At 71.3% G+C, this 26,872-nt stretch carries 24 protein-coding genes; 13 read left to right on the forward strand and 11 right to left on the reverse strand.

Features of this window, described 5'->3' with window-relative positions:
• Both B4E97_RS00990 and B4E97_RS00995 read right to left on the reverse strand, forming a co-directional pair.
• On the reverse strand, window positions 1–586 hold a 586-nt coding region (locus B4E97_RS00990), incomplete at its 3' end, for an MBL fold metallo-hydrolase (protein ID WP_286958327.1).
• Window positions 583–1,320, reverse strand: coding sequence for a maleylpyruvate isomerase family mycothiol-dependent enzyme (locus B4E97_RS00995; RefSeq protein ID WP_286958328.1), 738 nt, complete (start codon window positions 1,318–1,320; stop codon window positions 583–585). The genes B4E97_RS00990 and B4E97_RS00995, both read right to left, overlap by 4 nt.
• A gap of 86 nt (window positions 1,321–1,406) precedes the next feature.
• Here B4E97_RS00995 and uvrA point away from each other — a divergent pair, with 86 nt between their 5' ends.
• Together uvrA and B4E97_RS01005 are read left to right on the forward strand one after the other, a co-directional pair.
• Window positions 1,407–4,559, forward strand: a complete 3,153-nt coding sequence (gene uvrA / locus B4E97_RS01000; RefSeq protein ID WP_286958329.1) for an excinuclease ABC subunit UvrA — start codon at window positions 1,407–1,409, stop codon at window positions 4,557–4,559.
• An 87-nt stretch (window positions 4,560–4,646) separates the two neighbouring features.
• On the forward strand, window positions 4,647–6,968 hold the full coding sequence (locus tag B4E97_RS01005; protein ID WP_286958330.1) for an SCO7613 C-terminal domain-containing membrane protein: 2,322 nt from the start codon (window positions 4,647–4,649) through the stop codon (window positions 6,966–6,968).
• Between the two features lie 6 nt (window positions 6,969–6,974).
• Here the strand turns inward: B4E97_RS01005 and B4E97_RS01010 are convergent, their stop codons facing one another.
• The 3 genes from B4E97_RS01010 to B4E97_RS01020 are packed head-to-tail and all read right to left on the reverse strand — an operon-like array spanning window position 6,975 to window position 8,422.
• Window positions 6,975–7,460: an SRPBCC family protein gene (locus B4E97_RS01010; RefSeq protein ID WP_019286046.1), complete on the reverse strand. Its 486-nt coding sequence runs from the start codon at window positions 7,458–7,460 to the stop codon at window positions 6,975–6,977.
• Window positions 7,457–7,852 carry an ArsR/SmtB family transcription factor gene (locus B4E97_RS01015; protein ID WP_376783670.1) on the reverse strand — a complete coding sequence of 132 codons (396 nt, stop codon included), beginning with the start codon at window positions 7,850–7,852 and terminating at the stop codon, window positions 7,457–7,459. The genes B4E97_RS01010 and B4E97_RS01015 overlap by 4 nt, the downstream gene beginning before the upstream one ends.
• Before the next feature lie 3 nt (window positions 7,853–7,855).
• A complete protein-coding gene (locus tag B4E97_RS01020; RefSeq protein WP_239263561.1) occupies window positions 7,856–8,422 on the reverse strand; it encodes a dihydrofolate reductase family protein in 567 nt (188 codons plus the stop codon).
• A 156-nt stretch (window positions 8,423–8,578) separates the two neighbouring features.
• Here B4E97_RS01020 and B4E97_RS01025 point away from each other — a divergent pair, with 156 nt between their 5' ends.
• Window positions 8,579–9,052 carry a VOC family protein gene (locus tag B4E97_RS01025; RefSeq protein WP_239263563.1) on the forward strand — a complete coding sequence of 158 codons (474 nt, stop codon included), beginning with the start codon at window positions 8,579–8,581 and terminating at the stop codon, window positions 9,050–9,052.
• Between the two features lie 95 nt (window positions 9,053–9,147).
• On the opposite strand, the gene B4E97_RS01030 is transcribed toward B4E97_RS01025, so the two are convergent.
• The 5 genes from B4E97_RS01030 to B4E97_RS01050 form a co-directional block, all read right to left on the reverse strand.
• Entirely contained in the window at window positions 9,148–9,858 is a 711-nt protein-coding gene (locus tag B4E97_RS01030; protein ID WP_275442271.1) for an ABC transporter ATP-binding protein, read from the reverse strand.
• 2 nt (window positions 9,859–9,860) lie between these two features.
• Window positions 9,861–10,754, reverse strand: a complete 894-nt coding sequence (locus tag B4E97_RS01035; RefSeq protein WP_019286040.1) for an ABC transporter ATP-binding protein — start codon at window positions 10,752–10,754, stop codon at window positions 9,861–9,863.
• Window positions 10,751–12,487 carry a branched-chain amino acid ABC transporter permease gene (locus B4E97_RS01040; protein WP_286958331.1) on the reverse strand — a complete coding sequence of 579 codons (1,737 nt, stop codon included), beginning with the start codon at window positions 12,485–12,487 and terminating at the stop codon, window positions 10,751–10,753. Before B4E97_RS01040 ends, B4E97_RS01035 begins: the two co-directional genes overlap by 4 nt.
• Window positions 12,484–13,431 carry a branched-chain amino acid ABC transporter permease gene (locus B4E97_RS01045; RefSeq protein WP_029210501.1) on the reverse strand — a complete coding sequence of 316 codons (948 nt, stop codon included), beginning with the start codon at window positions 13,429–13,431 and terminating at the stop codon, window positions 12,484–12,486. The genes B4E97_RS01040 and B4E97_RS01045 overlap by 4 nt, the downstream gene beginning before the upstream one ends.
• A 91-nt stretch (window positions 13,432–13,522) precedes the next feature.
• Window positions 13,523–14,752 (reverse strand): branched-chain amino acid ABC transporter substrate-binding protein, encoded by a 1,230-nt coding sequence (locus tag B4E97_RS01050; protein WP_037214377.1) that lies wholly within the window; start codon window positions 14,750–14,752, stop codon window positions 13,523–13,525.
• 410 nt (window positions 14,753–15,162) lie between these two features.
• On the opposite strand from B4E97_RS01050, the gene uvrC reads away from it, so the two are divergent.
• The 7 genes from uvrC (at window position 15,163) to tpiA (ending at window position 23,736) form a co-directional block, all read left to right on the forward strand.
• Window positions 15,163–17,235, forward strand: a complete 2,073-nt coding sequence (uvrC, locus tag B4E97_RS01055) for an excinuclease ABC subunit UvrC (protein WP_286958332.1) — start codon at window positions 15,163–15,165, stop codon at window positions 17,233–17,235.
• 418 nt (window positions 17,236–17,653) lie between these two features.
• Window positions 17,654–18,529 (forward strand): RNase adapter RapZ, encoded by an 876-nt coding sequence (gene rapZ / locus B4E97_RS01060; protein ID WP_034251598.1) that lies wholly within the window; start codon window positions 17,654–17,656, stop codon window positions 18,527–18,529.
• Window positions 18,526–19,464: a gluconeogenesis factor YvcK family protein gene (locus B4E97_RS01065; protein ID WP_029210504.1), complete on the forward strand. Its 939-nt coding sequence runs from the start codon at window positions 18,526–18,528 to the stop codon at window positions 19,462–19,464. The genes rapZ and B4E97_RS01065 overlap by 4 nt, the downstream gene beginning before the upstream one ends.
• 79 nt (window positions 19,465–19,543) lie before the next feature.
• Window positions 19,544–20,524 (forward strand): DNA-binding protein WhiA, encoded by a 981-nt coding sequence (gene whiA / locus B4E97_RS01070; protein WP_286958333.1) that lies wholly within the window; start codon window positions 19,544–19,546, stop codon window positions 20,522–20,524.
• A 109-nt stretch (window positions 20,525–20,633) separates the two neighbouring features.
• Window positions 20,634–21,635 (forward strand): type I glyceraldehyde-3-phosphate dehydrogenase, encoded by a 1,002-nt coding sequence (gene gap, locus B4E97_RS01075; RefSeq protein ID WP_286958334.1) that lies wholly within the window; start codon window positions 20,634–20,636, stop codon window positions 21,633–21,635.
• Between the two features lie 13 nt (window positions 21,636–21,648).
• A complete protein-coding gene (locus B4E97_RS01080) occupies window positions 21,649–22,845 on the forward strand; it encodes a phosphoglycerate kinase (RefSeq protein WP_286958335.1) in 1,197 nt (398 codons plus the stop codon).
• Window positions 22,846–22,947: 102 nt separating this feature from the next.
• On the forward strand, window positions 22,948–23,736 hold the full coding sequence (gene tpiA / locus B4E97_RS01085; RefSeq protein ID WP_286958337.1) for a triose-phosphate isomerase: 789 nt from the start codon (window positions 22,948–22,950) through the stop codon (window positions 23,734–23,736).
• A 74-nt stretch (window positions 23,737–23,810) separates the two neighbouring features.
• On the opposite strand, the gene B4E97_RS01090 is transcribed toward tpiA, so the two are convergent.
• A complete protein-coding gene (locus B4E97_RS01090) occupies window positions 23,811–24,722 on the reverse strand; it encodes a DUF4349 domain-containing protein (RefSeq protein ID WP_286958338.1) in 912 nt (303 codons plus the stop codon).
• Window positions 24,723–24,828: 106 nt separating this feature from the next.
• Here B4E97_RS01090 and hemQ point away from each other — a divergent pair, with 106 nt between their 5' ends.
• The 3 genes from hemQ (at window position 24,829) to B4E97_RS01105 (ending at window position 26,812) form a co-directional block, all read left to right on the forward strand.
• Window positions 24,829–25,557: a hydrogen peroxide-dependent heme synthase gene (gene hemQ, locus B4E97_RS01095; protein WP_029210517.1), complete on the forward strand. Its 729-nt coding sequence runs from the start codon at window positions 24,829–24,831 to the stop codon at window positions 25,555–25,557.
• Window positions 25,558–25,710: 153 nt separating this feature from the next.
• Window positions 25,711–26,394 (forward strand): GOLPH3/VPS74 family protein, encoded by a 684-nt coding sequence (locus tag B4E97_RS01100; protein WP_286958339.1) that lies wholly within the window; start codon window positions 25,711–25,713, stop codon window positions 26,392–26,394.
• 46 nt (window positions 26,395–26,440) lie between these two features.
• Window positions 26,441–26,812, forward strand: a complete 372-nt coding sequence (locus B4E97_RS01105) for a VOC family protein (protein WP_286958340.1) — start codon at window positions 26,441–26,443, stop codon at window positions 26,810–26,812.
• Window positions 26,813–26,872 lie beyond the last annotated feature (60 nt).

Genomic DNA, 26,872 nt, shown 5'->3' on the forward strand with positions numbered 1-26,872 from the left:
AGACCCAGTCCGCGTCGTCGTACTCCCCGAAGATGCGGGTCTCGACGTCGTCGATCAGCTGGTCGAAGGACTGGCCGGGGTTCTTGGTGTTGCCGACGCCACCGGGGAACAGGCTGTCGCCGGTGAACAGGTGCGAGTCGCCCTCGGGGTCGTCGTAGGCGAGGGCGATCCCGCCGGGGGTGTGACCGCGCAGCTCGATGACCGTGAGGGTGCTCTCGCCCAGGGTGATCGTGTCGCCGTGCGCGAGCTCGCGGTCAGGACGGACCGGCAGCGCCGCGCCGTCCGCCGCGGAGGCGGCGGTCTCGACGCCGGTGTCCTCCACGACGTCCTTGAGCGCCCGCGTGTGGTCCCAGTGCTGGTGCGTCGTGACGAGCAGGTCCAGCCGGCCCGTGCCCTCGGCCACCAGGGCGGTGATCCGGCCGGCGTCGTCGGCGGCGTCGACCAGCAGCTGCCGGCCGGTCGCACGGTCGGTGAGCAGGTAGACGTTGTTGTGCATGGACGACACCGCGGCCTTGCGGATGGTCAGGTGCGGCAGCTCGCGCACGTCGCTGGGGCCGCCGGGGGCGACGTCGCCGGTGTAGGTCACGGAAGGTCCTCCATGGGTGTGAGATCGGGGAGCAGGTCGGGGGAGGGAGCAACGATCTGGTCGGGTCGTCCACGGACGAGCCACAGGAGCAGGCCCGCCCGAGGCCCGCTGACGGTGGGGCGGCCGTCGCCGACGGCGACGACGTCGCGCTCGTCGGTGCGCAGGGTCATCGACGGGCACCGGGCGTCGGTCCGCAGGTCCGCGACGGCCTCGTCGAACCAGCGCCGCACGGCCTGGGGCGGGGCGTCGGCGAAGGTGTGGCCCGCGTCGAGGTCGACGTGGTGCCACACGACCTCGCGGAGCCGGTGGCCGGGGAGGTCGGCGCCCGCCAGCCTGGTCATGGCCGCAGGGTCGTTGCCGGCCTGGGCGGTCTGGGTCAGCGCGGCCTTGGGCATGGCCGCGAGGGCGTCGACGATCTGCTGGCAGGTGTCGCGCAGCTCGGTGAGCAGGTCGTCGTACGACGATGCCGCGCCGCGCTCGATGTCGGCGTCCCGCTCCTCGCGCGAGGGGTACATCGGCGTCGGGTCGCCCTCGACGGTCGCCACGAGGTTGAGCATCGCCCGCGCGTTGCGGCTGACGTGGCTGATCACGTGGGCCCGGCTCCAGCCCTCGCACAGAGACGGGTGCCGTATGCCGTCCGCGCCCAGCGCCTCGACGGTGGCGACGAGGCGCGCCGACTCCACCCGCAGCAGCGCGAGGTCGGCGGCGTGCTGCTGGGCCGGGGCGTCCGTCATACGGACAAGACTAGACGAGCCGGGGGAGAGGTGCCTGGCAGCGCGCGGGCGCCCGGGGCGAGGTGCCGCGGTGTCAGGGAGGGGGTATGTCGGTGGTGGCCCCTAGCATTGCGGACGTGCCTGATGCTTCTGTCGCCCCTCGCCGCGCCCACGACCGCCTGATCGTCCGTGGAGCGCGCGAGCACAACCTCCGCAACGTCTCGGTCGACCTGCCGCGCGACTCCCTGGTGGTCTTCACCGGGCTGTCGGGCTCGGGCAAGTCGTCGCTGGCGTTCGACACGATCTTCGCCGAGGGCCAGCGTCGCTACGTCGAGAGCCTGTCCGCCTACGCCCGTCAGTTCCTCGGCCAGATGGACAAGCCCGACGTCGACTTCATCGAGGGACTGTCCCCGGCGGTCTCGATCGACCAGAAGTCGACCAACCGCAACCCGCGCTCGACGGTGGGGACCATCACCGAGGTCTACGACTACCTCCGGCTGCTGTTCGCCCGTGCCGGGCACCCCCACTGCCCCGTGTGCGGCGAGCCCGTCGGCCGCCAGAGCCCGCAGCAGATCGTCGACCAGCTGCTCGCCCTGCCCGAGCGCACGCGCTTCCAGGTGCTGGCTCCCGTGGTCCAGGGCCGCAAGGGCGAGTTCGTGGACCTGTTCGCCGAGCTGCAGACCAAGGGCTTCTCCCGCGCGCGGGTGGACGGCGAGACCGTGTCGCTGACCGAGCCGCCGACGCTGGAGAAGCAGCGCAAGCACACCATCGAGGTGGTGGTCGACCGCCTGGTCGCCAAGGGTGACGACAGCACCAGCAAGCGGCGGCTCACCGACTCCGTCGAGACGGCCCTGCGACTGACGGGCGGCATCCTGATCGTGGACTTCGTCGACGTCAACGGCGGCGACGTCGACGACGACGGCCAGGCCCTCCCGCAGCAGCGGCGGTTCTCCGAGAAGATGGCCTGCCCCAACAACCACCCCCTGTCCATCGACGAGGTGGAGCCCCGGTCCTTCTCGTTCAACTCCCCGTTCGGCGCCTGCCCCAAGTGCACCGGCCTGGGCACCGAGCTCGAGGTGGACCCGGACCTGCTGATCCCCGACGACGAGCTGAGCATCCGCGACGGCGCCATCGCCCCGTGGGCCCAGGGCTCCGGCGCCCAGGACTACTTCCTGCGCGTCATCGACGCGCTGGCCAAGGACCTGTCGTTCAGCCTGGACGCGCCCTGGCGATCCCTGCCCGAGCGCGCCAAGGAGGCGCTGCTGCACGGGCAGGACTACAAGGTCCACGTCAAGTACCGCAACCGCTACGGCCGGGACCGGTCCTACACCACCGGCTTCGAGGGCGTAGTGCCGTTCGTGCGGCGGCGGCACGCCGAGACGGAGTCCGAGTGGTCGCGCGAGCGCTACGAGGGCTACATGCGCGAGATCCCGTGCCCGGCCTGCAACGGAGCGCGCCTCAAGCCGGAGATCCTGTCGATCCTCCTCGGCGGCCGGTCGATCGCCGAGGTGTGCGCCCTGTCCATCGACGAGTGCGCGGCCTTCCTGCGCGACGTGGAGCTCACGGCCCGCGAGCAGCAGATCGCCGAGCGGGTGATCAAGGAGATCCACGCGCGGCTCGGCTTCCTGCTCGACGTCGGCCTCGACTACCTCTCGCTGGACCGTCCGGCCGGCACGCTGTCCGGCGGCGAGGCGCAGCGGATCCGCCTCGCGACGCAGATCGGGTCCGGGCTGGTGGGTGTGCTCTACGTCCTCGACGAGCCCTCCATCGGCCTGCACCAGCGGGACAACCACCGGCTGATCGAGACGCTGACCCGGTTGCGGGACCTCGGCAACACGCTGATCGTCGTCGAGCACGACGAGGACACCATCGCCACCGCGGACTGGGTCGTCGACATCGGCCCGGGCGCCGGCGAGCACGGCGGGCACGTCGTCCACAGCGGGTCGGTGGCCGACCTGCTCACCAACGACGAGTCCCTCACCGGGCGCTACCTGTCGGGCCGTCGCGAGATCCCCATGCCGGCCGTCCGCCGCCCGCAGGAGCCGGGACGCGAGGTGTCCGTCGTCGGCGCCAAGGAGCACAACCTGCACGGCGTGGACGTGTCCTTCCCGCTGGGCAACCTCGTCGCGGTGACCGGCGTGTCCGGCTCGGGCAAGTCGACCCTGGTCAACGACATCCTCTACACCGTGCTCGCCAACAAGCTCAACGGTGCCCGTCAGGTGCCCGGGCGGCACCGCACGGTGACGGGTCTGGAGCACCTCGACAAGGTCGTCCACGTGGACCAGTCGCCGATCGGCCGCACGCCGCGCTCCAACCCGGCGACCTACACCGGGGTGTTCGACCACATGCGCAAGCTCTTCGCGCAGACCACCGAGGCCAAGATCCGCGGCTACCAGCCGGGACGGTTCTCGTTCAACGTCAAGGGCGGTCGCTGCGACAACTGCAACGGCGACGGCACCATCAAGATCGAGATGAACTTCCTCCCGGACGTCTACGTCCCCTGCGAGGTGTGCCACGGCGCCCGCTACAACCGCGAGACGCTCGAGGTGCACTACAAGGGCAAGACGATCGCCGACGTGCTGGACATGCCCATCGAGGAGGCGTCCACCTTCTTCGAGGCCGTGCCGGCGATCTCCCGCCACCTCAAGACCCTGGTCGAGGTGGGCCTCGGCTATGTCCGCCTCGGGCAGCCGGCCACCACGCTGTCGGGCGGCGAGGCGCAGCGCGTCAAGCTGGCCGCGGAGCTGCAGAAGCGCTCCTCGGGCCGCACCATTTACGTCCTCGACGAGCCGACCACGGGTCTGCACTTCGAGGACATCCGCAAGCTCCTGCTGGTGCTGCAGGGGCTGGTCGACAAGGGCAACACGGTCCTGGTGATCGAGCACAACCTCGACGTCATCAAGAACGCCGACTGGATCGTCGACATGGGGCCCGAGGGCGGCAACCGTGGTGGCACGGTCGTCGCGACCGGCACGCCCGAGCAGGTCGCCGAGGTGCCGGGCTCCTACACCGGTCGCTTCCTCGGGCCGGTGCTGGCCAAGACCACCGAGCGGTCCGACGTCTCCATGGCGGCGCCGGTGGAGCGGCCGGTCAAGGGTGCGGCCAAGAAGGCAGCCAAGGCCGCCCAGGCCGCCGCCAAGAAGGCCGCGGCGACGACCTCCGGCAAGGCGGCGTCCACGACCAAGGGCAAGGCAACCGCCAAGAAGGCCGCCGCCACGACGTCAGCACCGCGCAAGGCCGCAGCCCCGCGCTCCGCCTGACCCTCGCGCCGCTTCGGGACGAGGCTGGGGGTCACCTGGGTAGGCATACTCTGGGCGGGGCGTCGCGTCCTGGTCAGCATGTGCTTCATGGCCAGGTTCTTCGACCCCCAGTCCTGCCCCGTCTGCAGCGCCGACCTCCCCACCTCCGTCACCCGGTGTCCCGGGTGCCGCCTGCGGCTGACCCACCCGACGGTGGGCCGGCTCGCGTGGCTCCTCACGGAGGCGGACCGCACCAGAGGCGCCCTCATCGCCGACCCGACCGCCTTCTGCGCGGACGAGCACGTCGTGCCAACGGCGCCCGCCGCCCAGGCGGCCACGTCGGGTCAGGTGGCCGCCTCGGGTCCGGCGGCTGCTTCGGGTCCGGCGGCTGCTTCGGGACACGTGGCTCATGCCGGCCTGGCCAAGGCAGCTCCAGCCAGGCAGGGCGACCTCGCTCCAGGCTCGGAGCCCGTCGGTCACACCACCGTGCGCAGCACCCTCCTCCTGGTGGGGGCGCTGTGCCTGCTGGGTGCGGGCAGCGTCTTCGCCCTGGTCACGTGGATGCTCCTGCCGTGGCAGGCCCGCCTGGTGGTCATGCTGGGGCTCGCGGTGGGTGCCGTCGGGGCCGCGGCGGTCCTGCGTCGCCGCGACCTGCCCGGGTCGGCCGAGACGGCCGGTGCCCTGGCCATCGGCTTCCACCTCATCGGTGTGGCCGTCGCCGCGCCCCGCGCGTCGGAGCCACGGATCGTCCTGGCCGTCGGGTTCGCCGCCCTGTGCCTGGTGGGCTGGAGGGTCCTGCGCCGGGGCCTGACGCACGGGGTCCAGTGGCGCAGCGCGGACGCGGCCGGCGCGCTCGGGCTGGGTGGCCTGGGGCTGCTGCTGTCGGAGCAGGTGCACGGGCACGCGCCGTGGCTCGGAGCCCTGGCGGTCGCCGGCATCCCCGTGGTGGTGGCCGCGCTGGTGCGCCGTCCCGCCCTCCTGCGACGGTCACCGGCCACCGTCGGGGCCGCGTGCCTCGTCCTCGTCCTGGTCTCGTTCGGCACGATGGGGGAGGCCGTCGATGCGATGCGGGCCGAGCGCGTCACCGGCGCCGCCCTGCTGGTCGGATGGGCGCTGCCCTGGCTGGCGCTCGTGCTGCTGGTGGGTGCGCGCACCGCGGCCGGCCGAACCACGCCGGTCGGCCGGTCCACGGGGCCCGGCCGGTCCGTGGTGCCCGGTTGGTCCACGGTGCCCGGCTGGGCCAGGGCCGGTCTGGCTCTCGACGTGGCGGCCGGCATCGTCCTCGCCGGGTGGTGGTTGTCGGCCGCACGGCATCTCTCGCTCGCGGGGAGTGCCTGGACGTCGCTGGTCGTGGTCGCGGCGGTCGGTCTGACCGGGGCGGCCGTGAGGCGGTTGACGGGTGACGGACGCATCCTGCTCGCGATGGCGCCGGGGTTGGCCGTCGCCGCGAGCGCCGTCGCGCCCGGTCTCGCGGTCGGGCTCTGGCGGGCCGCGCGTCCCGTCCCCGAGCCGGGCTCGCTGGTCTGGACCTGGCCCGCGTCGGCACTGGCGCTGACCGCGATCGTCGTCGTCTCTGGCGCGTTCCGTGGCGGGCGCGTCGATCTGCCGCGCCTCGTCGGGCTCAGCCCGGCGACCCCGGTCCTCGCGGCGCTCGTCGTGCCCTGGTGCGCCCACAGTGCCGCCTCGAGCGGGGGCTGGGCCACCGGGTGGGACGCAGGGTGGGCCGCCGGATGGATCCCGTCCGTCGGCGCCGCTGTCGTGGCGGCGGTCGTCGTGGCGGGTGGCGCGCTCCACGCCCGACGCTCCGCCCCCGATCCCTCCGCCATCGTCTGGTGGGGAGCAGCGCTGGCCCTGACCCGAGGTGACACCGAGCAGCTGGTGGCGGTGCTGCTGGTCGGCGCGGCAGGCTGCGCCGCCTGGTCCGCCATGCGGCGGCGGCGAGCCCTGGGCATGGTGGCGACCGGTCAGCTGCTCGTGGCCTGCTGGCTGCTGCTGGCGCGGGCCGACGTCACCACGCCGGAGGCCTACACGCTGGTGGCCGCGTGCTGCCTCGGCGCCTGGGCGCTGCCGGAGACGCTCACGCTCCGCACCCCGTCGATGCCGGCCTTCCCGGCCCTGGTGATGGCCCTCGCGCCCACGACGATGATGGGCGTCGTCGACACGACCTCGGTGCGGGCGCTGGTCGGCATCGTCGCCGCCGTCGCCCTGACCGCCCTCGGCGCTGCTCGCCGGAGGGCGGCCCACCTCTACGTCGGTGCCCTGGCCGCGGGGGCGCTCGCCCTGGCCCTGTGCGCACCGGTCGTCAGCCTGCTGCCGCCGTGGCTGCCCCTGGCCGTCGGTGGCGCCGTCCTCGTCGCGCTCGGCGTGACCTGGGAGGCCCGTCTCGCCGAGCTGCGGAGGGTGAGGTCCTATGCCGCTGCGCTGCGGTGAGCGCCGTCACCCGATGAGCACGTCGTCCATCTGGTCCATGGCCTGGCGGGTGCCGTCCTCGACCCCCATGTCGAGGACCTGCTGCAGGCCCTCCTGGCTGGCGAAGGTCGTCACGGCGGTCAGCGTCGTGCGCCCCGCCTCCTCCGCGAGCGAGATGCGCATCAACGAGCTCGGCAGAGAGGTGGACGGGTTGCCCTCGGCGTCGGCGAAGCCGTCCTCGACGACGAGGAGCTGCGGCTGCTGCACCTCCCGCACCGACCAGTAGCCGTGGTACTTCTCGCCCTCCGGCCCGGTCATGACGTAGCGCACGGCACCTCCCGGGACGAGCGAGTGCTCCGTGACGGTCGTGGGGTGGCTTGGCGGCCCCCACCAGCGCTCCAGCTTGCGGGGGTCGGCATACAGCTCCCACACGGCGTCGACGGGCGCGTCGAAGGACGCGGTCACCGTGATGGTGCGCGCCTGCAGGTCCTTGGTGATGTCGGTGACGGTCATGACGACTCCTTGCTGTCGTGAGGGGCGTGCTGAGCGTGTGCGTCCTGGGCGAGGATCTCGCCCATCCGGTCGATCCTGCCGCGCCAGGTCTCCTCGAGCGCCTCCAGCGCCGCCCTGGCGGTCCTGAGCGTCTGCACGTCGGCGCTGACGAGCTGCTCCCGCCCTCGCCGGGTCTTGGTGACCAGGCCGGCTGACTGCAGCGCCGCCACGTGCTTCTGGACGGCGGCGAAGCTCATGGGGTAGTCGCGGGCCAGCTCCGAGACCGAGCAGGGAGCGGCGAGGGTGCGGCTCACGATGTCGCGGCGGGTGCTGTCGGCCAGCGCGCGCAGGACGCGGTCCGTGGCTGCGTCGGCGGAGGCCGCGCCCGCAGGTGCCTGCGTCAGGGGGCCCACGGGTCAGCGCCGGACGTCGGCGACGATCTTGGTGATCCCGTTCCGATAGGTCTGGGACTCCACGACCTCGAGGGGCTGCTTGTCCTTGTCGGTGTCGCTGAACAGTCGCTTGCCCGCACCGAGGAGGACCGGGAACACCAGCAGGTGGTAGCGGTCGACCAGGCCGGCGTCGGCGAGGCCGTGCCCGAGGGTCGCGCTGCCGTGGACGATGATCGGGCCGCCGTCGGACTCCTTGAGGGCGGCCACCTCGTCGAGCGAGCGCAGGATCGTGGCGGGCCAGCGGGGGTCCTCCTGCTCTAGCGTCGTGGACACGACGTAGCGCGGCATCGCGTTGTAGCCGGGGAACTCCTCGGTCATGGACGGCCACACCGGGGCGAACGCCTCGTAGCTCGTGCGACCGACGAGCAGGGCGCCGGCCTCCTCCTGCTCGCGCCCCTTGAGCTCGTAGGCGGCGGGGTCGAGCTCGATGTCCTTGAAGGTCCAGCCGCTGCTGCGGTGACCGGGCTCGCCACCCGGGGCCTCCATGACACCGTCGAGGGACATGAACGCGGTGACGATGATGGGGCGCACGGCTTCTCCTCAGATATACAACAGAATGGTTGTACGTTACGCCCGGCCGGACCGGTACCGCAAGGGTCGAGCGGGTTCCGCGCGCGATGGCCCGGGTCCAGACTGGGGGAGGGCGCACCGGCATACGGCTGGGCACCCGACGAGAGGGGCACCACCATGCAAGGAGTCACCCCGGTCTTCTGGTTCGACGGCGACGCGGTGGACGCCGCCCGGCTGTGGACGTCCGTCATCCCCAACTCACGCATCCTCACCGACATCCCCTATCCCCAGGACGGCGGCAAGGGGGAGCCGGGGTCGGTCATGGTGGTGGAGTTCGAGCTCGACGGCAGGCCGTATGCCGGGCTCAACGGCGGACCTCAGTTCCCCTTCAGCGAGTGCGTCTCCCTCCAGGTCGTCTGCGATGACCAGGCCGAGGTCGATCGCGTCTGGGAGGCGCTGCTCGTGGGCGGGCAGGAGTCGCAGTGCGGCTGGCTGAAGGACCGGTTCGGGTTCAGCTGGCAGGTCGTGCCGCGCCGGCTCTTCGAGCTGTTCTCCTCGCCCGACCCGCAGGTGGTGTCGCGGGTCAACGCCGCCATGATGACCATGGTGCGCCTCGACGTCGCCGCGCTCGAGGCGGCGGCTGCGGGGTGACAGCACGGCGGTGGGCCCCGACCCCCGGGTCGTGCGGGGTCGGAGCCCACCGTCAGCAGACGCCGTCAGCGGCCACGGTCACCGCAACGGTGCGGTCACTCCTCCCCGAGGTAGGCCTTGCGCACCTCGTCCGAGGACAGGAGCTCTGTGCCGGTGCCGCGCAGGACGATCTTGCCGACCTCGAGGACGTAGCCGACGTCGGAGATCTTGAGCGCCGCATTGGCGTTCTGCTCGACCAGCAGGATGGTCGTGCCTTGGGCCTTGAGGGTCTGCACCGTCGACATGATCTTCTTCATCATGAGCGGCGACAGCCCCATCGACGGCTCGTCGAGCAGCATCAGGCGGGGGCGGGACATCATCGCGCGTCCCATCGCCAGCATCTGCTGCTCGCCGCCGGAGAAGGTCCCGGCCGGCTGGGCGCGGCGCTCCCGCAGGATCGGGAACAGCTCGAAGGCCGCCTCCAGGTCCTGCTTGACCGCGGGGGAGCCGTCTCTGCGGGCGAAGGCGCCCAGCATGAGGTTCTCCTCGACCGTCATGCGGGGGAAGATGCGGCGACCCTCCGGCGACTGGGCCAGGCCCAGCGTGACGATCTTGTGCGCCGGGACGTCGTCGATCCGCTTGCCCTCGAAGGAGATCGAGCCGCGGGCGGGTCGCAGCAGCCCGGAGATGGTCCGCAGCGTGGTCGTCTTGCCGGCGCCGTTGGTGCCGATCAGCGACACGACCTGACCCTCCTCGACGTCGAACGAGATGCCCTTGACGGCCTCGATCTTGCCGTAGGCGACCCGCAGGTCCTTGACCTCGAGCATGCTCATCGGCCCTCCTCCTTGTCGGCGTGGAGCTCGTTGCCGATCTCGGCGTCGAGCTCGGCGTCCGACTCGTCCGTGTCCGGGCTCCCGATGTAGGCCTCGATGACCCGCGGGTCGGACTGGACGACCGAGGGCGCGCCCTCGACCAGCGCCTCGCCGCGGACCAGGCAGAGCACCCGGTCGCAGAGGGTGAAGATGAAGCGCATGTCGTGCTCGATGACCACGACCGCCATCCCGTTGTCGCGGATCCGGAAGATGAGCTGCTGCGCCTGCTCGGTCTCGCGCGGGTTCATGCCGGCCGTCGGCTCGTCGAGCAGCACCACCTTGGGGTCCGTGGCCAGGGCCCGGGCGATCTCGAGGCGGCGCTGGTCGCCATACGGCAGGTTGCGGGCCAGCAGCTCGGCCGAGCCGCCCAGTCCCACGAACTCCAGCAGCTCCTGGGCCCGCTCGCGGGTCTCGCGCTCCTCGCGGCGGTACTTCGGGCCGCGCACGATGGAGGTGAACGGGCCCGCCGAGGTGCGGCAGAACCGACCTACCATGACGTTCTCGAGGGCGGTCATGTTGCCGAAGAGGCGGATGTTCTGGAAGGTGCGGGCCATCCCCTCCTTGACGACCAGGCCGGGCTTCGGCGGAATCTCCTTGCCCGACAGCGCGACCCGGCCCTCGGTGGGCTTGTAGAGCCCGGTCAGGCAGTTGAAGAAGGTCGTCTTGCCGGCGCCGTTGGGGCCGATGAGACCCATGATCTCGCCCTCGCGGACGACCATGTCGACCTGGTTGACGGCCGTGAGGCCACCGAAGCGCATGGTGACGCCGCGGGCCTCCAGCAGGACGGCTCCGCCGGGGGTGGGCGCGCCCGAGGGCTGGTCGCCCGGGCGCTCGTCGACTCGCGTGCTCATGACACCTTCTCCACGTGAACGTGCTGGACCTCGTCGGCCAGCTCTTCGTCCTCCTCGTGGAACTCCAGCTGCCGACGCTTGTTGGCGACCAGGCCCTCGGGCCGGAAGCGCATCATCAGCACGAGCAGGAGCCCGAACATCAGGAGGCGGTACTCGCTGAAGAACCGGAGCTTCTCGGGCAGCAGCTTGAGCACCACGGCACCGAGCAGGACGCCGCCGATGGTCCCCATGCCGCCGAGGACGACGGCGGCGAGCAGGAAGGCGGACTCGAGGAACTGGTACTGGTCCGGGGTGACGGACTGGTCGTGGTGGGCCTTGACCGTGCCGGCGAGGCCGGCCAGGAACGCGCCGCCGGCGAAGGCCAGCAGCTTGAGCCCGAACACGTTGACGCCCATGGCCTCGGCGGCCTTCTCGTCCTCGCGGATCGCGATCCACCCACGTCCGATGCGGCTGTCGTTGAGGCGGCTGAACACCAGGGTGATCAGGCCGATCAGCAGCAGCAGCAGGAAGTAGTAGTTGGCGAACCGGGGGATGTCCACGCCGAAGATGTTGTGCGTGGTGCCGAAGTTGAAGCCGAAGAACTCCAGGTCGGGGATGGCGGGGATGCCGTTGGGCCCGCGCGTGAGGTTGGGCCCGTGGGTGCCGTCGAGGTTGTTCATCGCCAGGCGGAAGATCTCGCCGAACGCCAGCGTGACGATCGCCAGGTAGTCGCCCGACACCCGGAGGGTGGGGGCGCCGATGATCAGGCCCATGACGGCCGAGAAGCAGGCGCCGATCAGGACGACGACCAGGAACGGCGGGTGCCACCCGATCGTCGCGAAGGTGGACTCCGAGAGCATCGCCGCGACGTAGGCACCGGCGCCGAGGAAGGCGATGTAGCCCAGGTCGAGCAGGCCGGCCAGACCCACCACGATGTTCAGGCCGATCGCGGTGGCGGCGAAGATGATGACCTGGGTCGCGATGGACATGTTGGCGTTGGACCCACCCTGCGTGAACGGGAAGGCGAACGCCGCCATGAAGGTCGCCAGGAGCAGGACCCGGCTGTGGTGCGCCGCGACGACCGAGAGCCAGTCGAAGAACCCGCCGCCGGACAGGCCGGCTCCGGCCGCGAAGACGAAGGTCAGGAACAGCACGAACACCCAGGCGTCCTCGATGCCGAGGCCGTAGGCGGCGCCGAAGAGCACCAGCGCGACGAGCGCCACGATGATGAGGATCTCGACCCAGCCGGCGAAGCGCTGGTGCGGCTCGGCCCGAGCCTTGTGCACCGGCAGCAGGAAGCCGGCGGCGGCGATCAGGGCGGCGCCCACCACGCCGATCCACAGGCCGGGGTCGGCGGCGGCGATCAGGGCCGGGTCGGAGGTGGCGACCCCGGCGAGCACCAGCAGCATGAACACCAGGGCGCCGGCGCCGAGGCGCTTCAGCCCCGACGGCGAGCCGAGGCGCCGGCCCAGGCGTGCTAGGGGCCCCTTGCGGACCAGGGTCATGAACAGCGCGAGCAGGCCGAGGGCGATTGCCATCAGCTGCACCGGCGCGGGGTAGCCCGCGATGGTCACGTTGCCCAGCAGGGACGGGTCGTAGGTCCAGGGCAGGAAGGCGCTGGCGATCAGCAGCACGGATCCGACGATGCCGACGATCCACGCACGGGTCAGTCGGGGCTCGAGGTCCGCAGGAGTGGCGGCGGCCCCGCGTCGCGACATACGGGGGTCGCCCGAGGGAGAGGTGACGGTGCTCATGCCCGGTCCACCACCCGAGCGCCCATGATGCCCTGGGGGCGGAAGACGAGGAACACGATGAGGAGCCCGAAGGCCCACACGTCCTTCCAGTCGGAGGGGAACAGGTTGGTGGCGAAGGCCTCGACGATGCCGAGGGCGATCCCACCGACGACGGCGCCCTGGATGTTGCCGATGCCTCCGAGCACGGCGGCGGTGAACGCCTTGAGGCCGTAGAGGAAGCCCATGCGGAAGCCGATGGTGCCGTCCTGCAGCCCCTGGGCGACGCCGGCGATGGCCGCCAGCGCCGCGCCGAGCGCGAAGGACACGACGATGATGCGGTCGACGTCGACGCCCATGAGGCGGGCGGTGTCAGGGTCCTGGGAGACGGCCTGCATGCCGCGACCGGTGCGGGTGCGGTTGACGAACCACCACAGGAAGGCGGCCGAGACCAGCAGGGACGCGATCGTGAACAGCGCAGGACGCGCGAGGCTGACGCCGCCGAGGCTCCAGGCCGCGCCGGTCACGCCCTCGATCTGCGGGAACGAGATCTTGGACTTGGCGCTGGGGAACTCGAGCGGGTTCCAGTCGACGAAGAGCCCGGGCCGGTCGTAGAAGAGGCGGACGGCCTCCTGGAGGAGGACCGAGATGCCGATGGCGGTGATGAGCGGGGCGAGCCGGGGTGCGTTGCGCAGCGGCCGGTAGGCCACGCGCTCCATCAGGACGGCCGTCAGGACCGAGGCGAGGATGGCGCCGATGATCAGGACGGGCAGGATCCAGATCGAGGTCTGGCCCTTGAACAGCAGCAGGTAGGTCGACATGGCGCCGAACGCGCCGATCATGAAGACCTCGCCGTGCGCGAAGTTGATGAGCTGGACGATGCCGTAGACGACGGTGTAGCCGACGGCGATCAGGGCGTAGAGGGAACCGAGGGTCACTCCGTCCACCAGGTACTGCAGGAAATGCATGCGGGCACCTTCGATCGAGTGATGACAGGGGTTGGAGGCGGGGAGGGTTGGCCTCCCCGCCTCCGATGGAGCTCGTCAGGCGATCTCCCGATCAGGCGGTGCCGGTCTTGGCGGCGACCCACTTGCCGGCCTCGACCTTGTACGCCGTCAGGGTGCGCGTCTTGGTGTCGCCGTACTCGTCGAACTCGACCTTGCCGGTCACGCCGTCGATCGCGACCTTGCCGACCGCGTCGGCCATCTTGGCGCGGGCGTCCTCGACCGACTTGGCGTCCTTGAGGGCCGTCTTGGCGCCCTCGATGATGGCGTTCGCCGCGTCGTAGGAGTACGCGCCGTAGGCCTCGGAGGGCTCCTTGTAGCCGGCGGTCTTGTAGTCCGCGAGGAAGGTCTTGCCCTTCTCGAGGGTGTCGGTCGGGGCGCCGACCGAGGTGGCGAGGTCACCCGTGGCCGAGGCGCCGGCCAGCTTGATGAAGTCGGCGGCGAAGATGCCGTCGCCACCCATCACCGGGACCGCGAGACCGGCCGACTTGGCCTGCTGCGACAGCGGGCCGGCCTGCGGGTACTCACCGCCGTAGTAGATGGCCTTGGGGGCCGACGGCTTGATCTTGGAGATGACCGGGCCGTAGTTGGAGTCGTCCGGGTTGATCGTCTCGGCGGCCACCACGGTGCCGCCGCCCTTCTTGAACTCCGCGGTGAAGGCCTCGACCAGGCCCTGGCCGTAGGTCTTCTTGTCGTGGATCGTCGCGACCTGCTTGATGCCCTGGTCGAGGAGGTACTTGGCCGCGAACGGGCCCTGGACCGAGTCGGTGGTGCAGGTGCGGAAGTACGAGGGGTACATCCGCTGCGGGGAGTCGGCGAACTTGGCTCCGCGGGTCAGCGAGGGGTTGGTGTTGGCGGGCGAGATCTGGACGATCTTGGCCGTCGAGAGCACCGGCTGGACGGACTGCGAGGTCGAGGAGTTGAGCGTCCCCACGACCCCCAGGACGTCCTTGTCGGCGGCGATCGCGGTCGCGGCGTTCTTGGCGACGTCGGGCTTGGCCTCGTCGTCCTTGGTCACGACCTCGAACTTCCAGCCGGGGACGGCGTTGCTGTCGTTGGCCTTCTTGGCCGCGAGCTCGACCGAGTGCTGGATGCCGAGGCCCAGCGCGGACAGGTCGCCCGAGACGGGGGCGATGACGCCGATCTTGGCGGTCTTGGTGGCGCCCGAGCCGGAGCCCGCGGAGCCGGTGTTGGTCGTGGATGCCTCGCGCGAGCCGCAGGCCGACAGTGCGAGGGACGCCGCCAGTGCTGTGGCACCGAGGGTCATCCAGGATCGCTGCTGCACGTTTCCTCCCAGAGGGTGTGGGGAGCCGCCGTCATCGTCGACGACCGCTTCAAGTGCGGCTGACAATAGGGCGGCTGGGCAGGTCCTACCAGGGTCCGGTCGAAGCCGCAGCGTGACTGTGACCTCCCCGTGACCAGTGACTTGGCGCGTCACCCCGTGCTTTTGGCTGTGTTTGCCTCCGTATGCCGCCCGGCTGGCGCCGGGTCATGGTCCCGGGTGACCGTTCGTCGCCGCAGAGCGACCGCTTGCGGCAAACCCGGACGCCGCCGCAGGCCACTCGGGTCGTTTGGGCCGAACGAATGACGGGCGCGGGCGGCCGTCGTCGCCGGCAGTGTCGTGCAGGTCGTCGTGGAGGTCGTGGTGGAGGTCGTCGTGGAGGGCCTGTCGGTGCTGCGACATAGGGTTGTCGGGTGGCTGATCCTTCCTCCTACCGACCCCGCCCGGGGGAGATCCCGGTGGACCCGGGCGTCTACCGCTTCCGTGACAAGGAGGGGCGGGTCATCTATGTCGGCAAGGCGAAGTCGCTGCGGTCGCGGCTGAGCTCGTACTTCCAGGACATCGGTGCGTTGCACCCGCGGACCCGACGCATGGTGACGACCGGGGCCTCGGTCGAGTGGACCGTCGTCAAGACCGAGGTCGAGGCGCTGCAGCTGGAGTACTCCTGGATCAAGGAGTTCGACCCTCGGTTCAACGTCAAGTACCGCGACGACAAGTCCTATCCCTACCTCGCGGTCACCATGGGCGAGGAGTTCCCGCGGGCCCAGGTCATGCGCGGCGCCAAGCGCAAGGGCACGCGCTACTTCGGGCCCTACGGCCACGCCTGGGCGATCCGCGAAACCCTCGACCTGCTCCTCAAGGTGTTCCCGGTGCGGACGTGCAGCTCGGGGGTCTTCAAGCGGGCCGCGCAGGTCGGACGACCCTGCCTGCTCGGCTACATCGACAAGTGCTCGGCGCCGTGCGTCGGCCGGGTCAGCCCGCAGGAGCACCGCGAGATCGCCGACGAGTTCTGCGAGTTCATGGCCGGCAGCACGACCAGGTTCGTGCGCCGCGTAGAGCGGGAGATGCAGGCCGCGTCGTCCGCCCTGGAGTTCGAGCGCGCCGCCGTGCTGCGCGACAACCTCGGGGCGATGACCAAGGCCCTCGAGAAGTCAGCGGTGGTGCTGGGCGACGCGACCGACGCCGACGTCTTCGCGGTGTCCGACGACGAGCTCGAGGCCGCCGTCCAGGTCTTTCACGTCCGCGGAGGGCGCATCCGCGGCCAGCGCGGCTGGGTGGTGGAGCGCGAGTCCGAGGACGTCGCGTCCCTGCCGCTGCTCATGGAGCGGCTGCTGCAGCAGGTCTACGGCGGGGAGAGCAGCGAGGGCGTCCCGCGCGAGGTACTCGTCCCCGTGCTGCCCGAGGACGCCGAGGCCGTCGAGCAGTGGCTGACCGAGCTGCGGCAGGCCCGGGTCGAGGTCCGCGTGCCGCAGCGGGGCGACAAGCGTCAGCTCATGGAGACGGTGCGGCGCAACGCCGACCAGGCGCTCGCCCGCCACAAGGTCACGCGCGCCGGTGACCTCACGGCCCGCAGCCAGGCCCTGCAGGAGCTGCAGGACGCCCTCGAGCTCGACGAGGCCCCCCTGCGGATCGAGTGCTACGACGTCTCGCACGTGCAGGGCACCAACGTCGTGGCGTCGATGGTCGTGTTCGAGGACGGGCTCCCGCGCAAGGGGGAGTACCGCCGGTTCATCGTGCGGGGGGACGAGACGTCGGGCGCCACCGTCGACGACACGGCCGCCATGCGCGAGGTCCTCATGCGCCGCTTCCGCCGACACCTGGCGCAGGCGGAGGCGCAGGGCGAGACGCTCACCGAGGGGAGCACCACCGCAGAGGGTGAGGGGGAGGTCGCCGGGGAGGTCGCCGCAGGTGGCACCGCCGCGGGGTCGGCCGGGGACCCAGGAGCCGGGCTCCCCGACACGCCCGCGGGGATCGACCCCGAGACGGGCAAGCCCCGCCGCTTCGCCTACGCCCCGCAGCTCGTCGTGGTCGACGGTGGCCTGCCTCAGGTCAACGCGGCGCAGCGGGTCCTCGACGAGCTCGGCATCGACGACGTGGCCCTCGTGGGGCTGGCCAAGCGGCTCGAGGAGGTGTGGGTCCCGCACCAGGACTTCCCCGTGATCCTGCCGCGGTCGAGCGAGGGGCTCTACCTCCTGCAGCGGCTGCGCGACGAGGCCCACCGCTTCGCGATCACCTTCCACCGGCAGCGGCGGTCCAAGGCAATGACGACGAGCGCGCTGGACGGCATACCGGGGCTCGGCGAGGCCCGCAAGAAGGCCCTGCTGCGGAGCTTCGGCTCCGTCAAGCGGCTGCGCGGTGCCACCGCCGAGGAGCTGCAGGAGGTGCAGGGCATCGGCCCGGCGCTGGCGCAGGTGGTGCACGCCCGGCTGGCGGGGGAGCAGGCGGAGCCGGCGGTGAACCTCACGACCGGTGAGGTGCTGGAGTGACGACGACGGCGTGAGGACCCGAGCGAGGGACGAGCGAGGCCCGGAGCGCCGAGGAGTCGCTCCGAAGGGAATGGAGTGACGACGACGGCGTGAGGACCCGAGCGAGGGACGAGCGAGGCCCGGAGCGCCGAGGAGTCGCTCCGAAGGGAATGGAGTGACGACGAGAGCGTGAGGACACGAGCGAGGGACGAGCGAGGCCCGGAGTGGCGACGAGAGCGTGAGGACACGAGCGAGGGACGAGCGAGGGACGAGCGAGGCCCCTCGCGCTGCGTCGCCGCGGCGTCTCCGCTGGCTAGACTGACGCCGACCCGCCCACCCGACAAGGAGCCCACCTGTGGTCGAGCCGACCGAGCAGCGCGAGTCCGACGCCCGCCCGGGCGAACCCTCCCGGCGGTCCGGCGATCCTGACACCGCGGACATGCCGCTCGTGTCGCGGCGCCACGAGTTCGTCGTGGTGACGGGTCTGTCCGGCGCTGGACGGTCGACGGCCTCCAACGTGCTGCAGGACACGGGGTGGTACGTCACGGACAACCTGCCGCCGCAGATGCTGGCGCCGATGGCGACCTTGCTGCGGGACAAGCAGCCGGAGGTGCTGCGGGTCGCGGCCGTCGTCGACGTCCGGTCGAGGGACATGTTCGAGTCGCTGTCGGAGGCGCTGCAGGAGCTGCGCGACCTGGGCTGGCAGCCGCGGGTCGTCTTCCTGGACGCGACCGACGAGACGCTCGTGCGCCGCTTCGAGAGCGTGCGCCGTCCGCACCCGCTGCAGGGTGACGGGGGACTGCTGGAGGCGATCCAGGAGGAGCGGCGCCGGCTGGGCGACATCCGTTCGGTGTCCGACACGATCGTCGACACGAGCGGCTTCAACGTCCACCAGTTCTCGGCCAAGATGGCCCAGATCTTCGACTCCGAGCGAGGGCCGCGCCTGCGGGTGGCGGTCATGTCCTTCGGGTTCAAGTACGGCATACCCCTGGACGCCGACATCGTCCTCGACATGCGCTTCCTGCCCAACCCCTTCTGGGTGCCCGAGCTGCGCAGCAAGACCGGCCGTGACCCCGAGGTGGCCGGCTTCGTCTTCGACCAGCTGGGCGCCGACGAGTTCGTGGAGCGGGCCGTGGCGATGATGGACGCGATGATCAGCGGCTACGTCCGCGAGGGACGCCGTTATGTCACGCTGGCGGTGGGCTGCACGGGCGGCAAGCACCGTTCGGTGGCGGTCGCCGAGCGGTTGTCGCGCGAGCTGTCCGGCCCCGAGGTGGGCACCATCACCGTCCACCGAGACCTGGGGCGCGAGTGAGTCGCCCCCGGGTCGTGGCGCTGGGGGGAGGCCACGGCCTGGCGGCGACCCTGTCTGCCCTGCGCCTGGTCAGCGACCAGATCACCGCGGTCGTGACGGTCGCCGACGACGGCGGTTCCTCGGGCCGGTTGCGCGAGGAGTTCGACGTCCTTCCCCCCGGTGACCTCCGTATGGCGCTGGCGGCGCTCTGCAACGATGACGAGTGGGGCACCACGTGGGCGGCGGTGCTGCAGCACCGGTTCGCGGGGGAGGGGCCCCTCGGCGGTCACAGCCTCGGCAACCTGCTGATCCTGTCGCTGTGGGAGCACTACGGCGACACCGTGCGTGGTCTGGACATGGTCGGCCGGCTGCTCAGCGCCCGCGGACGGGTGCTGCCGATGGCCGCCGTGCCACTCACCATCGAGGCGGTCGTCCGGGGGCTGGACCCGGCGGAGCCCGATGCGCTCAGCACGGTGCGGGGTCAGGCCTCGGTCGCCAAGACCCCGGGCCAGGTCGCGTCGATCGCGGTGGTCCCGCAGGACCCTCCCGCCAGTCCGGAGGCGGTGCAGGCCATCGACGACGCGGAGTGGGTGGTGCTGGGGCCCGGGTCGTGGTTCACCTCGGTCATCCCGCACCTGCTCGTGCCGGAGCTGCGCGAGGCCCTGGTCCGCACCCGGGCGCGACGGCTGCTTAACCTCAACCTCGAGCTGGACACCTCGGAGACGTCCGGCTTCACCGCCGAGCGGCACCTCGAGGTCCTCGCGGCGCACGCCCCGGGGATGCGGCTGGACGTCGTGCTGGCCGACCCCTCGGTCGTCGTCGACGAGCCGGCGCTGCGGCGCGCGGCCGCGACGCTCGGCGCGGAACTGGTCGTGGCCAAGGTGGCGACGGCGGGCAACCCCGGCCAGCACGACTCGCTCCGGCTCGCCGCCGCCTACCGTGACATCATGAGCTGACTACACTGCGCTGTCACCTTTGTACGAAACGTGCCGAATTCGCCCACTCAACGTGCGGCCTACTGTCAGGATGGAACTCATGTCGATGACGGCCATGGTCAAGGACGAGCTCAGTCGGCTCCAAATCACCAAGCCCTCGTGCCGCAAGGCGGAGGTCTCCGCCATCCTCCGGTTCAGCGGTGGTCTGCACATCGTCGGTGGACGCATCGTCGTGGAGGCCGAGCTCGACACCGGCTCCGTCGCGCGGCGCCTGGTCAAGGACATCGCCGACGTCTACGGCTACACCAGCGAGATCGGGGTGCTGTCCGCCGGCGGGCTGCGCAAGGGCAGCCGCTACCTCGTGCGTGTCGCCCAGGACGGCGAGGCGCTCGCTCGGCAGACCGGCCTGATCGACCCCCGCGGCCGTCCCGTCCGCGGCCTGCCGCCCAAGGTCGTCTCGGGCGCCACCGACGACGCGGTCGCCGCCTGGCGCGGCGCCTTCCTCGCCCACGGCTCGCTGACCGAGCCCGGCCGGTCCTCGGCGCTCGAGGTCACGTGCCCGGGCCCCGAGGCCGCGCTCGCCCTCGTGGGAGCGGCCCGGCGGTTCTCCATCGCGGCCAAGGCGCGCGAGGTGCGCGGCATCGACCGCGTGGTCATCCGCGACGGCGACGCGATCAGCCAGATCCTCACGCGCATGGGCGCGCACGACGCGGTGATGGCGTGGGAGGAGCGGCGGATGCGGCGCGAGGTGCGCGCCACCGCCAACCGCCTGGCCAACTTCGACGACGCCAACCTGCGTCGCTCGGCGCGCGCCGCCGTCGCTGCCGGCTCGCGGGTCGAGCGAGCCCTGGAGATCCTCGGCGAGGAGGTGCCCGACCACCTGCGCCAGGCGGGGACGCTGCGCCTCGAGCACAAGCAGGCCAGCCTCGAGGAGCTCGGGCAGCTCGCGCAGCCGCCGATGACCAAGGACGCCGTCGCGGGCCGGATCCGGCGCCTGCTGGCGATGGCGGACAAGCGGGCCCAGGATCTCGGCATACCGGGCACCGAGGCCAACCTGACCCCGGACATGCTCGACCTGTGAGCCGGTCGGCCCACATCTCGGACCGGTCACGGCCCGACCACGCGTCCGGCAGCACTTCCGACTAGGGTGGACAGCGCCAAGTTGAAGACCCTCTAGGAAGGCTCAAGACGTGACTGTTCGCGTTGGGATCAATGGCTTCGGCCGCATCGGCCGCAACTTCTTCCGCGCCGTGGTGGCTTCCGGTGCCGACATCGAGGTGGTCGCCGTCAACGACCTCACCGACAACAAGACGCTGGCCCACCTGCTCAAGTACGACTCGATCCTCGGCCGCTTCCCCGGCGAGGTCACCTACGACGACGAGTCGATCACGGTGGACGGCAAGAAGATCCTGGCCTTCGCCGAGAAGGACCCGTCCGCCCTGCCGTGGAAGGCCAACGAGGTCGACGTGGTCGTGGAGTCCACCGGCTTCTTCACCGACGCCACCAAGGCCAAGGCGCACATCGACGCCGGCGCCAAGAAGGTCATCATCTCCGCCCCGGCGAAGAACGAGGACATCACCATCGTCATGGGCGTCAACGACGACAAGTACGACGGCTCCCAGACGATCATCTCCAACGCCTCGTGCACCACGAACTGCCTGGCCCCCATGGCCAAGGCGCTCAACGACGGCCTGGGCATCGTCAAGGGTCTGATGACCACCATCCACGCCTACACCCAGGACCAGAACCTCCAGGACGGCCCGCACAAGGATCTGCGCCGCAGCCGCGCCGCCGCCCTCAACATGGTCCCGACCACCACGGGTGCCGCCAAGGCCGTCGCCCTCGTGCTCCCCGAGCTCAAGGGCAAGCTGGACGGCTACGCCATGCGCGTGCCGACCCCGACCGGTTCCGCCACCGACCTCACCTTCGAGGCCTCGCGCGAGACCACGGTCGAGGAGGTCAACGAGATCATCAAGAAGGCCGCCGAGGGTGCCATGAAGGGCAAGCTCGTCTACACCGAGGACCCGATCGTCTCCAAGGACATCGAGACCGACCCGGCCTCCTGCGTCTTCGACGCGGGCCTGACCAAGGTCATCGGCAACCAGGTCAAGGTCGTCGGCTGGTACGACAACGAGTGGGGCTACTCCAACCGCCTCGTCGACCTGACCGCCCTCGTCGGCTCCAAGCTCTGATCGGAGTCCCGAGATGAAGACCATTGCCGACCTGGGTGACCTGCGCGGCAAGCGAGTCCTCGTCCGCTCGGACCTCAACGTGCCGCTCGACGGTGACCGCATCACCGACGACGGCCGGGTCCGGGCCTCCGTGCCCACCATCACGGAGCTGACCGACCAGGGTGCCCGCGTCGTCGTGGTCGCCCACCTCGGTCGCCCCAAGGGTGCCCCGGAGGACAAGTACTCGCTCAAGCCCGTCGTCGCCCGCCTGGGTGAGCTGCTCGGCCAGGACGTCGCCTTCGCCACCGACACGGTGGGGGAGTCGGCCAAGGCCACGGTCGAGGGGCTGCAGGACGGCCAGGTGGCCCTCCTGGAGAACCTCCGGTTCAACCCGGGCGAGACCAGCAAGGACGAGTCCGAGCGCCAGGCCTTCGCCAAGGAGCTCGCGTCGCTCGCGGACGCCTACGTGTCCGACGGCTTCGGCGTCGTGCACCGCAAGCAGGCCTCCGTCTACGACGTCGCGCAGATCCTGCCGGCGGCCATGGGCGGCTTGGTCAAGACGGAGGTCGACGTCCTCGAGCGCCTGACCGAGGACCCCGAGCGGCCGTATGCCGTGGTCCTCGGCGGGGCCAAGGTCGCCGACAAGCTCGCGGTCATCGACAACCTCCTCGGCAAGGCCGACCGCCTCCTCATCGGTGGCGGCATGGCCTTCACCTTCCTCAAGGCCCAGGGCCACGAGGTGGGCAAGAGCCTGCTCGACGAGGACAACGTCGAGACCTGCAAGGGCTACCTGGAGCGGGCCAAGGCGTCCGGCGTCGAGATCGTCCTGCCGGTCGACGTCGTCTGCAACGCCGAGTTCAGCGCCGAGGGTGACGTCACGACTGTCGACGCCGACAAGATCCCGGCCGACCAGATGGGCCTGGACATCGGTCCGAGGTCCGCGGAGCTCTACGCCTCCAAGGTCGCGGACGCGAAGACGGTCTTCTGGAACGGCCCGATGGGCGCGTTCGAGATGGCGCCGTTCGCGGACGGCACCAAGGCGGTGGGCCAGGCCCTGGTCGACGCGACCGCCAAGGGCGCGCTGACCGTCGTCGGCGGTGGCGACTCCGCTGCCGCCGTGCGCCAGCTGGGCTTCTCCGACGACCAGTTCGGCCACATCTCCACCGGTGGCGGCGCGAGCCTGGAGTACCTCGAGGGCAAGGACCTCCCGGGCATCTCCATCCTCGGCTGACGCCGGCTGCACGACACGAGGCGGCCCCGTGACCCCGACCCGGGTGGCGGGGCCGCCTTCTCGTCATACGACCCAACACTTTTGACTCCCAAGGAGACCCACATGGCATCCCGCACGCCGCTCATGGCCGGCAACTGGAAGATGAACCAGGACCACCTGCAGGCCACCCACCTCGTGCAGAAGCTCGACTGGACCCTGCGCGACGCCAAGCACGACTACGCCGCCGTCGAGGTCGCGGTGCTCGCGCCGTTCACCGACCTGCGCTCGGTGCAGACCCTGGTCGAGGGCGACAAGCTGGACCTGCGCTACGGCGCCCAGGACCTGTCGCAGCACGACTCCGGCGCCTACACCGGCGACATCTCCGGCGCATTCCTGGCGAAGCTCGGCTGCACCTATGTCGCGGTGGGTCACAGCGAGCGCCGCGAGGGGCACGGCGAGACCGACGAGCTGCTCAACGCCAAGGTCAAGGCGGCCTACAAGCACGGCCTGACCCCGATCCTGTGCTGCGGCGAGGCCCTCGACGTCCGCAAGGAGGGCCGTCAGGTCGAGCACGTGCTCGCCCAGATCGAGGCCGACCTCGCGGGTCTGCCCGAGGAGCAGGCCAAGAGCATCGTCATCGCCTACGAGCCCATCTGGGCCATCGGCACGGGCGAGGTCGCGACCCCCGAGGACGCGCAGGAGGTCTGCGGCGCGATCCGCGGCAAGCTCGCCGAGCTCTACTCCGCCGAGCTCGCGGACGGCGTCCGCATCCTCTACGGCGGCTCGGTCAAGTCCGGCAACGTCGTGCAGATCATGGCCAAGGAGGACGTCGACGGCGCCCTCGTCGGCGGCGCGTCCCTCGACCCCGAGGAGTTCGCCAAGATCGCTCGCTACCAGGCCCACAACGCCTGACCCGACGTATGCCGAGGCCCCGGGACCGGTCGCCTGACGGTGACCGGCCCCGGGGCTCGTCGTGCTGGGGGCGCTCAGCCGCGTCGGCGGGCCCTGCGCCGGTGCCACCACAGGACCAGGGGCACGACCACCACGGCGAGCGGCAGGACCAGCGGGAGGCTGAAGCCCAGCAGCGCTGCGAGGGCGGTGAGCAGGCCGAGGACGGCGCGCCACCCCACGTGCCAGCCGGCCTGGAACCCGGACCGGTCCTCGGCGGCGCGGGCCTCGGCAGCGGGCTGGGTCAGCGACAGGGTGATCGTCGACATGGCCGCCTGCGACCGCAGCGTCACGAGCTGCGCCTGCAGCCCCTCCAGGTCTGCCTCGCGACGGGTGAGCTCCGACTCGAGCCGGGTGATGTCCTCGATCGACGCCGCGCGGGCCATCAGGGCCCGGGTGCGCTCGAGGCTCGCCTGCATCGTCTTGACGCGCCCGGCCGTGTCGGCGACCTGGCCCGTGACGTCCTCGGCCCGGACGGTCCGCGCCGTGACGGTGCCGACCGTGGCGAGGTCCTCGACCGCCGCGTCGAACCTGGCCTCGGGCACCCTCAGGGTGAACGTGTCGGTGGCCGAAGAGCCGGGTCCGGTGGAGCGGCGTAGCTCCTCGTTGGCGACGACCCCGTCGTAGGACGCCACCAGCGTCCGCACCCGCGCAGCGGCCGCGCCGAGATCGGTGACGGTGGCCTCAAGGGTGCCGGTGCGGACGACGTCGCGCTTCTGGACGGCCCGCGCTCCGGACGACGCCCCGGGTGCCGTGGCCGCGACGGAGCCGGTGGGGGTGGCCCCGGGCGTGGCCGCCGAGGAGGCGAGCTGTTCCCGGCCGGGGTCGCCCGGTGCGGCTCCGGAGGTGGACGACCCGGACCCGCTGGTGCAGGCGGTCATCGCGATCAGTGCGGCGACCCCGAGAGCGAGGGGTGCGGCATACGGCCTGGGAGCTGCGTTGCGCCTCATGCCAGGTGAGACCGGACGGCCGGGCGAGAGCGTTCCGACCTGCGCGGTCACGGTCGGGTGACGATCCCGGTGCCGGGCTGTCAGTCCCGGATGGGATGATGCGGGCATGAGTCTGAAGCCCCAGCAGCACCGCCGTCCGTCCCCCGCCGAGGTCCGCGCGATCAACGACTCGATCCGCTACACCATGTGGTCCGTCTTCCAGGTCACCGACTCCGTGGGTGACGAGGCGGAGCGCGAGGCGCTGCTGGCCGAGGCGCAGCAGTTCTTCGCCGGGCTGGCCGAGGCCGGTCAGGTGACGGTGCGCGGGATCTACGACGTGGCGGGGCTGCGGGCGGACGCCGACTTCATGGTCTGGTGGCACGGCGAGTCGGTCGAGGCCGTGCAGCGCGCCTACCACGCGTTCCGCCGGACCGGGCTGGGCCGCGCGTGCGACCCGGTCTGGTCCAACGTCGCGATCCACCGCCCGGCCGAGTTCAACAAGAGCCACATCCCGGCGTTCATGGCCGACGAGACCCCGCGCGCCTACGTCTGCGTCTACCCCTTCGTGCGGTCCTACGAGTGGTACCTCCTGGCCGACGAGGAGCGTCGCGACCTGCTCGTCGAGCACGGCAAGATGGCCCGCGACTACCCGGACGTGCGCGCCAACACCGTCGCCAGCTTCGCCCTCGGCGACTACGAGTGGCTGCTGGCCTTCGAGGCCGACGACCTGCACCGGATCGTGGACCTCATGCGTCACCTGCGCGGCGCTGCCGCCCGTCGGCACACGCGCGAGGAGGTGCCGTTCTTCACCGGCCCGCGCGTGGAGCTCGAGCAGCTCGTCGCCGACCTGCCCTGACCTACCTCAGGTCGTCACGTCCGCCTGGGTTGGCACCCCAGGTGGATGTGTCGAAGGCGGGTCGATCTCGTCATACCGCAGGAGGAGGTATGGCGGGGCGAACCATCCTCACGGGGGATGACCCACGCCGCCGGTCCGCCTAGCGTCGTGGGCATGACGACGAACCAGCCCACCACGACGACCTCACTGTTCCTGCTGGTCCTCAAGGACGACGGCAGGCCCGAGTCGATGGGGCAGCAGACGGGCTACGGCCTCGCCGGGGCGCTGCTCTCCGACCTCGTCGCGGCCGGACGGCTCGGCGTGAGCGACGACGGCAAGAAGCTGCGGGTCCTCGACGCCGGACCGACCGGGGACGACCTGCTCGACGAGGGTCTGCGCAGGTTCGGTGACAAGGACGGCAAGCGTCTCTCCTCGGTGATCCCCGGCGCCGCCCGCAAGCTCGAGCACGTGGTCGGCGACTACCTCGCGCGGCGCGGGGTGGTGCGCGTCGAGGAGGGCGGGATGCTGGGCCTCAAGCCGCAGCGCTACCCGATCGTCGACACGAGCCGCGAGGCCGAGCTGCGCCGCGGGCTGGTCGAGGTGCTGCGCGGAGCCTCGCCGACGGTCGAGCAGCACGCGCTGATCGGGCTGGTCCACGGCCTGGAGCTGGCCACCAAGGTCTTCGACCCTGACGAGGTCGGCCTGGACAAGGGCGACCTCAAGCGACGGATCAAGGCCGTCGCGGAGTCCGCGGGTCCCGGCGCCGACGGCGTCGCCCGTGCGGTGCAGTCCGCCAACACCGCGATGATCACGGCGATCACGGTGGCGACCGTCTCCTCCACGAGCGGCTCCAGCTGAGCTCGGAGGCGCGACCGGCCCGGCGAGAGATCGCTAGGCTCGCCGCATGATCACCGCCGTGCACACCCTGATCTACTCCGACGACCCCGACGCGACCCGGGCGTTCCTGCGCGACGTGCTGCAGCTGCCCAGCGTCGGCAGCGAGGAGTGGCCGATCTATCGCACCGGTCCATCCGAGCTCGGCGTGCACCCCACGATGTCGGAGCAGGGCGGTCAGGCCTGGACGTCAGGCCCCCACCACGAGATCGCGCTGATGTGCGACGACGTCGCCGCCACGCGCGCCGAGCTCGAGGGGCGCGGAGCGACGTTCACGGGCGACACCCAGGACATGGGGTGGGGGATCGGCGCCACGGTCGAGGTCCCCGGCGCGGACGGGATCCTGATCTACCAACCGCGCCACGAGATCGCCCACTCCTGACGGAGCCGACGCCCCTGTCCGTGTCGGGGAGCTGGCGCGGGACGGCATACGGGCATGACC

Source organism: Arsenicicoccus sp. UBA7492 (assembly GCF_002479615.1).
Taxonomy (GTDB): domain Bacteria; phylum Actinomycetota; class Actinomycetes; order Actinomycetales; family Dermatophilaceae; genus Arsenicicoccus; species Arsenicicoccus bolidensis.

What these genes read in the sequence shown, in the direction of transcription:
- B4E97_RS00995 (WP_286958328.1), bottom strand. Translation starts at nt 1,320, where the DNA reads ATGACGGACGCCCCGGCCCAGCAGCACGCCGCCGACCTCGCGCTGCTG.
- uvrA (WP_286958329.1), top strand. Translation starts at nt 1,407, where the DNA reads ATGTCGGTGGTGGCCCCTAGCATTGCGGACGTGCCTGATGCTTCTGTC.
- B4E97_RS01005 (WP_286958330.1), top strand. Translation starts at nt 4,647, where the DNA reads ATGGCCAGGTTCTTCGACCCCCAGTCCTGCCCCGTCTGCAGCGCCGAC.
- B4E97_RS01010 (WP_019286046.1), bottom strand. Translation starts at nt 7,460, where the DNA reads ATGACCGTCACCGACATCACCAAGGACCTGCAGGCGCGCACCATCACG.
- B4E97_RS01025 (WP_239263563.1), top strand. Translation starts at nt 8,579, where the DNA reads ATGCAAGGAGTCACCCCGGTCTTCTGGTTCGACGGCGACGCGGTGGAC.
- B4E97_RS01030 (WP_275442271.1), bottom strand. Translation starts at nt 9,858, where the DNA reads ATGCTCGAGGTCAAGGACCTGCGGGTCGCCTACGGCAAGATCGAGGCC.
- B4E97_RS01035 (WP_019286040.1), bottom strand. Translation starts at nt 10,754, where the DNA reads ATGAGCACGCGAGTCGACGAGCGCCCGGGCGACCAGCCCTCGGGCGCG.
- B4E97_RS01040 (WP_286958331.1), bottom strand. Translation starts at nt 12,487, where the DNA reads ATGAGCACCGTCACCTCTCCCTCGGGCGACCCCCGTATGTCGCGACGC.
- B4E97_RS01045 (WP_029210501.1), bottom strand. Translation starts at nt 13,431, where the DNA reads ATGCATTTCCTGCAGTACCTGGTGGACGGAGTGACCCTCGGTTCCCTC.
- rapZ (WP_034251598.1), top strand. Translation starts at nt 17,654, where the DNA reads ATGCCGCTCGTGTCGCGGCGCCACGAGTTCGTCGTGGTGACGGGTCTG.
- whiA (WP_286958333.1), top strand. Translation starts at nt 19,544, where the DNA reads ATGTCGATGACGGCCATGGTCAAGGACGAGCTCAGTCGGCTCCAAATC.
- B4E97_RS01080 (WP_286958335.1), top strand. Translation starts at nt 21,649, where the DNA reads ATGAAGACCATTGCCGACCTGGGTGACCTGCGCGGCAAGCGAGTCCTC.
- tpiA (WP_286958337.1), top strand. Translation starts at nt 22,948, where the DNA reads ATGGCATCCCGCACGCCGCTCATGGCCGGCAACTGGAAGATGAACCAG.
- B4E97_RS01090 (WP_286958338.1), bottom strand. Translation starts at nt 24,722, where the DNA reads ATGAGGCGCAACGCAGCTCCCAGGCCGTATGCCGCACCCCTCGCTCTC.
- hemQ (WP_029210517.1), top strand. Translation starts at nt 24,829, where the DNA reads ATGAGTCTGAAGCCCCAGCAGCACCGCCGTCCGTCCCCCGCCGAGGTC.
- B4E97_RS01100 (WP_286958339.1), top strand. Translation starts at nt 25,711, where the DNA reads ATGACGACGAACCAGCCCACCACGACGACCTCACTGTTCCTGCTGGTC.
- B4E97_RS01105 (WP_286958340.1), top strand. Translation starts at nt 26,441, where the DNA reads ATGATCACCGCCGTGCACACCCTGATCTACTCCGACGACCCCGACGCG.